We start from the raw sequence: 11,403 nt of genomic DNA on the forward strand, positions 1-11,403 counted from the left end.
CCATGGTCGTCGGCAGCGTCAGATGTGTATAAGAGACAGCCCTACCACCGCCCGTGTGTCGGTTGGCACAACGGCATGTGCATCAGCTTGCGAGGCGATGTCCTGCGCGAGCTTGCGCTTGATGCGGTCGATGGGCAGGCGTGGCAGCCACAGGCTGAGAATACGCCGACGGTTCACTGAATTGGCACTCATCACATTTCCATTCCATGATCCATCGCCCGACCGGGCCATGACGATTGCGCACGAGTTCGGCCTCGAAGCGCGGCGTGCCCCACACGCTCGCGGCATTGCCCGGCGGCGAATGCGCCGCGCGCACGATCCAGCGCGTCTCCGCGGTCGAGGGGATCGGAGTTGCCGCGATCCGCAGCACCAGCGCGGTGACGCCGGAGGCTTGCGCGGCCAGGGTCAATTTGCGGCTGGCGACGAGATCGAACTGGCGCGCCTGGCCCCACACCTCGAGCACGACCGCACCGAGCGCATCGCAGGCGAGCGCGTCGGCCGCGGTGCGCAGGCCGCTGTCGACATCGGCGGCACGCACCGTGACCAAGAGGCGCGGATCGAGGCCGAGTTCGGCAAGCCCGCGCATCGACAGCGCGCCGTTTTCGCGATCGGAAAAATCCTGCCGCACCCAGACCAGCGGCTTGCGTGCCGACAGCCGTCCGGCGAGCCCCGCGATGAAGCCGGTCGCCGCGCCGCCCTGATGGCCGGCCGCGAACACCTCGTGCAATGCTGCCGCCGCAAGCCCGCCGCGCAGCATCGCATCGGCGCCGGCATGGCCGAGCGCGATGCGGTTCGGCATCGCCGCATCCGATGGCGCCTCGATGCGCGCGATGCTGCCGCGCAGAGACGCAAGCGTACCCATGCGTGCGCCATTCATTGCGCCGCTCCTTCAACTTGAAAATTTGAGGTCGTCACTGCCTGAACAGAGAACCAGGGACTGGCTCAATTGTTCATGGTATGTTCTAATATAAAGCTAACAGGGCCCGCAGAGTCAATCGGATTGGTGAGCTCATCGATTCATGAGTGGAATCAATGGGATTCAGCAGCCGCCGAACCGCACGGGCCCTGCTCTTCCGCAAGTCAGGCACGCAGGCCCCGAAAATGGCGGCGTGACGGAAACGGAGCAACCGCATGCGCATCATCGTGCTCGACAACGACACCGATTTCGAGGGCTGGCGCAAGGCCGCGCGGCGATTGGCGCTGAACGATGTGAAGCCTGCAGAGGTCACGTGGACCGTACGCCGCAACGACGAATTGTCGTCACCATCCTGCGTGAATGAATTGCCGGATACGCCGCAGGCGCGGTTCAACGTGTCGGCCAAATTCGTCGAGCTCGCAAAGGCCGCGATCCTGCATCGCAGTGACGAACGCTTTGCCCTGCTCTATCGCCTGCTGTGGCGGCTGCGCAGCCGTCACGATCTGCTCGGCGCGACCGATGATCCCGATGTCGCCGAGGTTCACGCGATGGCGCGCGCGGTCTATGTCGATATCGACAGGATGCATGCGCATCTGCGCTTCCGCGAGATCGGCCGCGAGCGGACGGCGCATTACGTCGCCTGGTTCGAGCCGGAGCATCGCATCGTCGAGCTTGCCGCGCCGTTCTTCGCCGGCCGCTTCGCCGACATGCCGTGGTCGATCCTGACCCCCGACGTCTGCGCACATTGGGACGGGCACGCGATCTCGATCACGCCGGGCGTCGCCAAATCCGAAGTGCCGACCGAGGACCGGCTTGAGGAGGCCTGGCGGCGTCACGACAACGGCCGCTTCAATCCCGCACGGCTGAAAGTGATGGAGATGCCGCAAGCCTATTGGAGGAACCTGCCCGAGGACTCGATCATTAAGCCTCTGATCGAAGACGCAATGCGCATGACCAGCGGCCCCTTCATCGCACGCAAGGCGGCCGAGCCGCAGAAGCGGCAGGATACGCCGATGCCCCGCAAGCAAGCTCAAGGCAAGCAAGTTCAAGGCAAGCAAGTTCAAGACAGGCAAGCTCACGACACAATCGCGGCCTTGCGCGAGGAGGCCGCCGATTGCCGCGCCTGCCCGCTGTGGAAAGATGCAACGCAGACCGTGTTCGGCGAGGGACCGCAGAGCGCAACGCTGATGCTGGTCGGCGAGCAGCCCGGCGACAAGGAAGATCTCGCAGGCCACCCCTTCGTCGGACCGGCCGGCCAGATGCTCGATCGCGCGCTGCAGGAAGCGGGCATCGATCGTCGCAAGGTCTATGTCACCAACGCAGTGAAGCACTTCAAATTCGTGCCGCGCGGGAAGATCCGGCTGCACCAGAAGCCGAGCACACCGGAGATCCGCGCCTGCCGCCAGTGGTATGAGCGCGAGCTCGCCACCATCAAGCCGGACCTCGTGATGGCGCTCGGCGCCACCGCCGCGCAGAGTGTGCTCGGCAAGATCACGCCGATCAACAAGAACCGCGGCCATCTGATCGATCACGACGGAACCAAGGTGCTCGTCACCGTGCACCCATCCTATCTGTTGCGGCTGCCGGATGAAAAAGCCAAGGCGCTGGAATATCAGCGCTTTATCGACGACCTGAAAATCGCCGCACATCAGTTGCGCAGATCAGCCGATGCAGCTTGAGTTCCGTAAAACCAGCGGAACCGGAGGAACCACATCGCAACGAGAAATTGTTCTAAACGCAGACAAATACCTACAACCTTTAATTGATCCGTGGTAGGGTAGCATGTTCCGCAGGTATCGGGCGTCATGTTCACGCCATGACGTACCCTGAGGCGGGCGCGCTGCACGGTTTGCTAGCCCCGATCGTGCGGCGCGCCACCTCATCTCGCAATCCACCTCCCTCATTCGCGATCCTCCCACTCGCAGGCGCCCGCCGAATTCTCCGGCCGCAAGGCCTGCCGGCCCCGCCGGATGCCGGTGTGATGTCATCCGCACATTGTCTCGTCCTGCGAAACGCAGGCCGCAGCTTTCTGTCACGATCGGCGCCCCCTTGTTGCTGGAGTTTGCCACGAGGCCGCGAAGCCACGTGCGCGCTCAATGCGTTGCACAAAAATTCGGCTCGGTGTCCACCGTCACCGTAAACCGGCTCATCTCGCGGGGCCGGATTTCAATTGCTTGTCATATGCATCGATCAAAATCGGGAGCATTGGGACAGGAGTTTACCATGAGCGATATGGCGTTACCCGGCTCGATCGAGCCCGCCCTAAAGAGGGGTCCGGACCTCGACAAGGGCTTTCATCCTCTCACCGGGGTTATCTATTTGGGCGTGGTCGCGGCCGCGCTGCTGTTCGTTGCCTACAGCATCTATGCCGATGTCGACGCCACCGGCACGCGCATCACTTCGTTCCTGCCGTATATCCTGCTGTTCGTCGCGCTGCTGATCGCGCTCGGCTTCGAATTCGTCAACGGCTTCCATGACACCGCGAACGCGGTCGCCACCGTGATCTACACCCGCTCGCTGCCGGCGCATGTCGCCGTGGTGTGGTCGGGCATGTTCAACCTGATCGGCGTGCTGCTCTCCAGCGGCGCCGTCGCGTTCGGCATCGTCTCGCTGCTTCCGGTCGAGCTGATCCTGCAGGTCGGCAGCAGTGCCGGCTTTGCCATGGTGTTCGCGCTCTTGATCGCCGCCATCATCTGGAATCTCGGCACCTGGTGGCTCGGCCTGCCAGCCTCGAGCTCGCACACCCTGATCGGTTCGATCATGGGCGTCGGCATCACCAACGCACTGCTGCGCGGCCGTGACGGCACCTCGGGCGTCGACTGGTCGCAGGCGACCAACATCGCGAAAGCGCTGCTGCTGTCGCCGCTGTTCGGCTTCGCGCTCGCCGCCGGCCTGCTCTACCTCCTCAAGATCGCGCTGCCGCGCGCGACGCCGGCGCTGTTCGGCGAACCGGTCGGCGACCAGCCGCCGCCGTGGTGGATCCGCGGCATCCTGATCCTGACCTGCACGCTGGTCAGCTTCTTCCACGGCTCCAACGACGGTCAGAAGGGCATGGGCCTGATCATGCTGATCCTGATCGGCACCGTGCCGACCGCCTATGCGCTGAACCGCGCAATGCCCTCGAGCCAGATCGAGCTGTTCACGGCGCACTCGACCGCGGCCAGCAAGGTCATCGAAGGCAAGGCTGCCGGTTACAACGTGATCGGCAATCCGCGCCCGGCTGTGACCAACTATGTCGCGCAGCACCAGATCAACGAAGGCACCTTTCCGTCGCTTGCGGTGCTGGTGCGCGACATCGGCCAGCAGGTTGCCCAGTATGGATCGCTCGCCAAGTTCCCGGCTGACGCGGTCGGCAACACCCGTAACGACATGTACCTGGCGTCCGAGGCGATCCGTTTCTTGATGAAGGACAAGGAAGCCGAGCTGACCGCTGCCGACATCGCCACGCTGAACGAGTACAAGGGCTCGCTCGATGCCGCGACGAAGTTCATCCCGAGCTGGGTGAAGTTCGCCGTCGCCATCGCGCTCGGCCTCGGCACCATGGTCGGCTGGAAGCGTATCGTCGTCACCGTCGGCGAGAAGATCGGCAAGACCCACCTGACCTACGCGCAGGGCGCCTGCGCCGAGATCACGGCGGCCGCGACGATCGCGGCGGCCGACGGCTACGGCCTGCCGGTCTCGACCACGCACGTGCTGTCGTCAGGCATCGCCGGCACCATGGCCGCCAACGGCTCCGGCCTGCAATGGGCCACGATCCGCAACATCGCGATGGCCTGGGTGCTGACGCTGCCGGCCGCGATGATCATCTCGGGCGTTCTCTACTACGTGTTCTACCACCTGTTCTGACGCCACACGCTTTCGGCGCAGCAACGCGCCGGACAAAAGGCCCGCACTCCGGTGCGGGCCTTTTGCTTTGGACCTGCAGCCCGACTCCTCGCTCAGGCGGCGCAGGCCTTCGCAACCTCGGCCAGCAGGCCGCGCGCCCATTTGTGCAAGCCGGATTTGGCCGTCCTGGCGCCCCAGTACATGTCGATCGAGATCGGCACGCGGAACGGCAGCGCAGCGACATGGAGGCCGCCGCGCATCGCCCGCGCCAGATGATACGGGATGGTCGCGACGAGCCTGGTGCCTGTGATGATGCGCTCCAGACTGTCGTGATTGGGAAGGCTGACCACCGCCTCGATCTCTATCTTCCTCGCCCTCAGCGCCGCGAGATAAAGCGGCTGCCACTCACCGCTGTGGGTGATGAAGACATGCTCGGCCCTGGCATAGGCCGATAGCGCGATCCGGCCGCGCGCGAGCGGATTGGCCGGATCCATCAGGCAGACATAGTGGTCGGTGAGGATATGGCGCCGAAAGAAGCTCTCGCCGACGATCCCGACCGGACCGAGCACGATGTCGCACTGGTTCTGCTTGAGATGGATGTCGCCGTGGCCCGCGGCATCGAGCAGGACGAGACGGACCCGCGGCGCGCCGGCACGCAGCCGCGTGCTGAACTGCGGGATCAGGGTCTGGCGTTCGTGATAGTTGCAGGAGATCGTCACGCTGCCCTGCGCCGTCGCCGGATCGAACTCCGCCGGTGAGGCAAGCCCGTCGATGTCGCCGATCATGTCCCGCGCCCAGGCGACCAGCGCCGCGCAACGCTCGGTCGCCGTCACGCCATTGCCGCTGCGGACGAACAGCGGGTCATGCAGCGCGCCGCGCAGCCGCTCGACCGCATAGCTGATGGTGGACTGGTTGACGTCGAGCCGCTTGGCGGCGGCGGAGAACGACTGCAGGTCATAGACCAGCACGAGGGTCCGCAGAGTCCCGATATCGATCGGATCGATCGAGGAATTGGCCGCCACGCTGCACCTCCCTGCATTGCTGGCGGCCAGCCTAGCACGATGTCATGGAATATTTCGATGAGCCAGATCGATCCCATCGAATTGAGCGATTGTGTGTCCGGCGCTAGCCTTCGGGAAAAGCGCTCCCGGGAGGACCAATGGCCAGCGGCGTACCAGTCGTCACCGACATCGCATATCAGGATCTGCTCGACGACCCCTATCCGATCTTCCGCCGCCTGCGCGAGTTGGCGCCCGCGGTCTTTGTCGCGCCTGCGAAGCTGACGCTGGTGACGCGCTTCGACGACATCACGCGGATCGAGCGCGATCCGGTGACCTACTCGGCCGACAATCCGGCCTCGCTGGTCAACAAGGTGATGGGGCCGACCTTCATGCGCAAGGACGGCGCCGAGCACGCGATCGGCCGCAGGGCGATCGAGCCCTCGTTCCGCCCGGCGACGATCAAGGAGCATTGGGCGCCGCAATCCACCGCGATCGCAGAAAAACTGATCGATGATCTGTTGGCGACCGAAGAGGCCGATCTGTTCTCTGCCCTCGCCGCGCCGATGGCCTCGCTCAGCCTGATGACGATGATCGGCTTTCGCGCGATGCCGTGGCGGACCCTCGCCGAGTGGTCGCAGGCGCTGATCGACGGCGCCGGCAATTACGCCGCCGACGCCGAGATCGAGCGTAAGGCGATGCAGGCGAGCGCCGATGTCGATGCCGCGATCGACGCGGTGGTCGACAATCACCGCCGCCAGCCCAATCCCTCGATCCTGTCCTCGATGGTTAATGCCGATCCGCCGATGCCGATCGAGGCCATCCGCGCCAACATCAAGGTGATCATCGGCGGCGGCCTGAACGAGCCGCGCGACGCGATCCTGACGCTCGTGCTCGGCCTCCTGGAAAACCCGGCGCAGAAGAACAGCGTGCTGGCAAAGCCGGAGCTGTGGCCGGCCGCGCTCGAGGAAGCGGTGCGCTGGATCTCGCCGATCGGCATGTATCCGCGCCGCGTCACCCGCGACGTCGAACTTTCCGGCATCACGCTGCCGCAAGACCTTCAGATCGGCCTCTGCGTCGGCGCCGCGAACCGCGACGGCAGCCGCTTCGCCGAGCCCGACCGCTTCGACGTGACGCGGCCCAGGCAATCGCATCTGGCATTCGGCGCCGGACCGCATTTCTGCGCCGGCACCTGGGTGTCACGGCTCACCGTCGGCAAGATCGTGGCGCCGATGCTGTTCGCGCGCTTGCGCAATCTGCGCCTCCGCGCGGAGGCGCCGCCGGTCGTGCGCGGCTGGGTGTTCCGCGGACCGGTGACGCTGCCGGTGCGATGGGACGCGTGAGCCTTAGGCCGCCAGTGCGTTCTCGACGATCTTCACGAAATACGACGTGCCGAATACGATCGCCTCGTCGTTGAAATTGTAGGCAGAGTGATGCAGGCCGGCGCTGTCGCCGTTGCCGCAGAAGATGAAGGCACCGGGCCGCGCCTCCAGCATATAGGAGAAATCCTCGGCGCCCATCAGCGGCGGCATTTCGTGCACGTTGGATGCGCCCGCGACCTCGCGCGCGATGCGGCTCGCGAATTCGGTCTGCGCCTCATGGTTGACGGTGACCGGGTAGCCGCGCTCATAGGTCAGATCGATCTTGGCGCCGGTCATCTTCGCAACGCCGTCGACCACCTCGCGCACGCGCTTCTCGATGAGATCGCGCACCTCGCGGGTCAGCGTGCGCACGGTGCCGCGCAGCTCCGCGGTCTGCGGGATCACGTTGCGGGCGTTGCCGGCGTGGAATTCGCACATCGAGATCACGGCGGAGTCGAGCGGATCGACGGTGCGCGCGACGATCTGCTGCAAGGCGGTGACGAGCTGTGCGCCGACCAGCACGGAATCGATGCATTTATGCGGCCGCGCGGCATGGCCGCCGAGCCCTTCGATCTTGATGTCGATCGCATCGGTCGCGGCCATGATCGGGCCGGTGCGGATCGCGAATGAGCCGATCGGAATTCCCGGACCGTTGTGCATGCCGTAGACCTGCTCGATGCCGAAGCGGTCCATCAGGCCGTCCTTGATCATCGCGGCGGCGCCCGCGCCGCCCTCCTCGGCCGGCTGGAAGATCACGACCGCGTCGCCGGCGAAATTGCGCGTCTCGGCGAGATAGCGCGCCGCCCCCAACAGCATCGCGGTGTGGCCGTCATGGCCGCAGGCGTGCATCTTGCCCGGCGTCTTCGAGGCGTAAGGCAAATTGGTCTGCTCGTGAATCGGCAGCGCATCCATGTCGGCGCGCAGGCCGATCACCTTGACGTCGCCCTTGGCCGGCCCCTTCTTGCCCTTGATGACCCCGACCACGCCGGTCTTGCCGAGCCCGGTCGCGACCTCGTCGCAGCCGAACTCGCGCAACCGGTCGGCGACGAATGATGCAGTGCGGTGCACATCGTAGAGCAGCTCGGGGTTTTCATGGATGTCGCGGCGCCAGGCCTGGATATCGGGTTGCAGATCGGCGACGCGGTTCACGATGGGCATGAGAGTTCTGGCCTCAGAGGTTGGACGTAAGTCATCTTTAGCACGCAAGAGCCGGTCCACCCAAACAGATGTGGCATGCTCCAGATTGGGTCCGGCAGCGCAGCAAATGCAGAGCCGGCCGACCGAAAGCCGTCGAAGGCACCGGGCCGTGCGCTTGGACATTGCCCGCATGAAAGCTTCCGGCTTGCCGCAGCGCGACCAGGCATTCATGATCTTGCGATGGAACAGGACCGCACAGACTTCCTTCCGGTTGAAGTAACGCTCGCCCAACTCGCCGCCTGGTCGGACATCCTGCCTGCCGGGAGCCGAGTCCTGGGAGCCAACTTGTTCCTGGACGTATTTTTGGCGGATGCGGGGGAGCCGTTTACATGCTGGAAGTATCGGCCGGCTCGATTAATAAGATCGCCGACTCGGAGGAAGCGTTTCCACCGACATTGCGTCGATGATGCAGATGGCTGGCTGTTGCGCGCGTTGGTCGATCGGTGCGGCTCGGCGGGACTGATTCTTGACCTTCCCGGTGCTACGCCTTCACGACAGTCTCTCTGTTCGGCGGCGAATACACGGTCGACAATGTATTGATGTGCTCCTGTCGAGACTGGCTCGCCTTTACAGCAAAGATCTACTCAGAGACCAAAGACTTGCCGGACGGGTCGACCGTCAGAATTGTTGTCGCTGACTGACCCGATGCAAACGAACGCATCCGACCAAAGCCTAATAGTGCGAGACATATCCCGCGCGGATACTACCCCAGGTTTTCCACACCGAAATCCTCTCGCCTTCCAACAGGGAGCGGCTGCATGACGCCGGATCAGGCGGTGTTGTTTTCCACCATCATCCTGCTGGTGCCGATGGGATATTTCCTGCTGGCGGCGCCGGCGTTCCTGCTTGTGAAACTCGACGTCCCCCCCGTCACCCGCCTGCTGCGCGGCATGTTCAATGCCTACTTCCTCGTGCTCACTGTCTCGGGCGTGATCGGGACACTCGCCTTTGCCACGGCCGGCCGGTTCGCCGTTGCGCTCGGCATCGCCTTGATCGCGGGGTTCGCCGTGCTGGCGCGGCAATGGTTTCTGCGGCGGCTCGATGCCGAGGCGGACGCGAGAGACGCCGGCGATCCCACCGCCGTGCGGCGGCTGCGCCAGCTGCATTGGGGCGGCATGCTGTGCAACGCGGTGCAGGTGTTCGTTCTGGTCGGCAGCATTCCCTACATGGCACCGCTGCCCTGAACGCAGTTTGCTAGCTCGTCCGGATGCGGTTCCCGGCCGCCCGCTATGCGTCACGTTTCCGATGCGGATCGTATTTCGAAAGAACGTCCCTGAGGTAATCCCGGCTTTTCCATTCCGGAGCGGGCGGCTCATACCCGGGCCGAGGCACGTACAGATTCGCCGGCACATCCGCTGAGGCGCCCATCAGGTCCGGAACGTAGCGCGGGCAATTTGGAAAGATCTCGCATTTGACGCGCACGACGACCTTCGCGCCATGATGCAAGGCAAGCACTTCGGCGCTGTCGTGGATCGTCGCTTTGCCCCGGATGCGCGTGCGAAACGTCTTGCCGTCGAGCCGTACGAACAGCAGCCCGACGTTCGGGTTGCGGTGAATGTTGCCGAGCGTGCGGTACATGTTGTTGCCGTCGTACTCAGGGAATTCAAGCGTATCGGGCCCGGTGATCTTCACGAAGCCGGGATCGCCGGAACGCATCGAGCAATCGACGTTGTCCTGATAGCTGGTCGCGATGAAAAAGAATCGCGTCTCCTCGATGAGCTTGCGGTCCTGTTCCCAGAACTCGAAGTGGAGGCGATGCTTCTCGAGGCCGTCGGCGACACGACGACCATCGAAGCGGTCCTGCAACTCACGCATTCCGTCGTGGTAGAAAGGGGCGCGGACTGGGTCGGCCACAGGAATCCTCCAGCAAGCTGAGCAATCGATCTGCACGTTGACGTGGCCGGGATTCTCCTTGGCAGTTCACCCGGCCCGCAAAGCGAAAGACTATTCATTCGGCATGGGCGTGGAAAGCCACCCAGGTCCGAAGCGGGTGAAAAGGCGTCGATAACGGCCGTTCCCTACCCCGAGGTGAGCATCTGGCTGCGGATCTCCTGCGCGGTGCGGCGCAGCGGCAGCAGGAATTTCTTGCGCGCGCCGGCTTCGCTCACCGTCCCCGAGATCGTGTTGACGCTGAGCGCGGCGACCACCGCGCCCGCGGGATCGCGCAACGGCACCGCGATGCCGCAGATCGCCGGATCGAGCTCGCCATCGACCCAGGCATAGCCGTCGCTCTCGACCCGCGCGAGCAACTCGCCAAGACGCTCCGGATCGGTGACCGTGCGCGGCGTGACCTGCTTGAAGCCCCCGGTCGCGAGATAAGCCTCACGTGTGCCAGGCGGCAGCGCCGCGAGCATGACGCGGCCGAGCGAAACCAGATGCGCGGGCAGCCGGCTGCCGACGCCGAGATTGGCCGAGAGGATCCGCCGCGCCGGCAGCCTTAGCGCATAGACGATCTCGTCCTCGTCGAGCACCGCCATCGCGCAGGACTCGCCGATCTCGTTGCGCAGATTTTCCAGCGCGCGCTGCGCATGCCCCCAGTATGGCAGCGCGTTGAGATAGGACAGGCCGAGCCCGAGCGCGCGCGGCCGCAGGCTGAAATAGCGTCCATCGGAGGCGCAATATTTCAGCGCCACCAGGGTCGCGAGGATACGCCGCGCGGTGGCGCGGTTGAGGCCCGCAGTGTCGGCGGCCTCCGCCAGCGTGTGCCGCCCCGGCGGCTTGCCGAGTGCTTCGATGATCGAGAAGCCGCGCGCAATCGCGCGCACGAAGCCGTCACTCTCTTTGCTCATGGCGGGCGCCTGGCGGGTTCCGTGATCGCGCCCACGACATCGCAGCCCGCATGGCTGCCTGCACATGACGCGGCTCTGTGCGCTTGTCAGGGGCTCCCGACCGCGCTAGCGTGAATTCATACAGCGAATGAATTGTTCGTCTGGCGAACTCAATAGCAGGAGGATGCACGATGGCGCAAGCAGAAAGTTCTGCGGCCACCCCGTTCGAAACCGATTTCTGGAAAGACGCGAAGCTGCGCAAGGTGTGGGACGACATCGTCCCCGGCGAGCCGCGCAAGACGCCGCCCTACAAGCTCACCCAGGAAGCGATCGCGCTG

Annotated in this window: 9 protein-coding genes; 4 read left to right on the plus strand and 5 right to left on the minus strand. The window is 64.6% G+C overall.

The window, feature by feature from the left end; all coding sequences use genetic code 11:
• Positions 1-82: 82 nt before the first annotated feature.
• Complete coding sequence (locus PMN64_RS38865) at positions 83-877, minus strand: ImuA family protein (RefSeq protein ID WP_411784575.1); 795 nt, start codon at positions 875-877, stop codon at positions 83-85.
• 254 nt (positions 878-1,131) lie between these two features.
• Between PMN64_RS38865 and PMN64_RS38870 the strand changes: the two genes are divergently transcribed.
• Both PMN64_RS38870 and PMN64_RS38875 read left to right on the plus strand, forming a co-directional pair.
• Positions 1,132-2,595 carry a UdgX family uracil-DNA binding protein gene (locus PMN64_RS38870; protein ID WP_411784576.1) on the plus strand — a complete coding sequence of 488 codons (1,464 nt, stop codon included), beginning with the start codon at positions 1,132-1,134 and terminating at the stop codon, positions 2,593-2,595.
• Between the two features lie 544 nt (positions 2,596-3,139).
• On the plus strand, positions 3,140-4,762 hold the full coding sequence (locus PMN64_RS38875; RefSeq protein ID WP_411784577.1) for an inorganic phosphate transporter: 1,623 nt from the start codon (positions 3,140-3,142) through the stop codon (positions 4,760-4,762).
• Between the two features lie 92 nt (positions 4,763-4,854).
• Here the strand turns inward: PMN64_RS38875 and PMN64_RS38880 are convergent, their stop codons facing one another.
• A complete protein-coding gene (locus PMN64_RS38880; RefSeq protein ID WP_411784578.1) occupies positions 4,855-5,763 on the minus strand; it encodes a LysR family transcriptional regulator in 909 nt (302 codons plus the stop codon).
• 137 nt (positions 5,764-5,900) lie between these two features.
• Here PMN64_RS38880 and PMN64_RS38885 point away from each other — a divergent pair, with 137 nt between their 5' ends.
• Complete coding sequence (locus PMN64_RS38885) at positions 5,901-7,082, plus strand: cytochrome P450 (protein WP_411784579.1); 1,182 nt, start codon at positions 5,901-5,903, stop codon at positions 7,080-7,082.
• 3 nt (positions 7,083-7,085) lie between these two features.
• On the opposite strand, the gene PMN64_RS38890 is transcribed toward PMN64_RS38885, so the two are convergent.
• A complete protein-coding gene (locus PMN64_RS38890) occupies positions 7,086-8,258 on the minus strand; it encodes a M20 aminoacylase family protein (protein WP_411784580.1) in 1,173 nt (390 codons plus the stop codon).
• A 797-nt stretch (positions 8,259-9,055) separates the two neighbouring features.
• Between PMN64_RS38890 and PMN64_RS38895 the strand changes: the two genes are divergently transcribed.
• Positions 9,056-9,481 carry a hypothetical protein gene (locus PMN64_RS38895; protein WP_411784581.1) on the plus strand — a complete coding sequence of 142 codons (426 nt, stop codon included), beginning with the start codon at positions 9,056-9,058 and terminating at the stop codon, positions 9,479-9,481.
• Positions 9,482-9,524: 43 nt separating this feature from the next.
• On the opposite strand, the gene PMN64_RS38900 is transcribed toward PMN64_RS38895, so the two are convergent.
• Together PMN64_RS38900 and PMN64_RS38905 are read right to left on the minus strand one after the other, a co-directional pair.
• On the minus strand, positions 9,525-10,151 hold the full coding sequence (locus PMN64_RS38900; RefSeq protein ID WP_411784582.1) for a pyridoxamine 5'-phosphate oxidase family protein: 627 nt from the start codon (positions 10,149-10,151) through the stop codon (positions 9,525-9,527).
• A 164-nt stretch (positions 10,152-10,315) separates the two neighbouring features.
• Positions 10,316-11,086, minus strand: a complete 771-nt coding sequence (locus tag PMN64_RS38905; RefSeq protein WP_092079392.1) for an IclR family transcriptional regulator C-terminal domain-containing protein — start codon at positions 11,084-11,086, stop codon at positions 10,316-10,318.
• Between the last annotated feature and the right edge of the window lie 317 nt (positions 11,087-11,403).

It is taken from the genome of Bradyrhizobium sp. UFLA01-814 (assembly GCF_046718885.1).
Taxonomy (GTDB): domain Bacteria; phylum Pseudomonadota; class Alphaproteobacteria; order Rhizobiales; family Xanthobacteraceae; genus Bradyrhizobium; species Bradyrhizobium elkanii.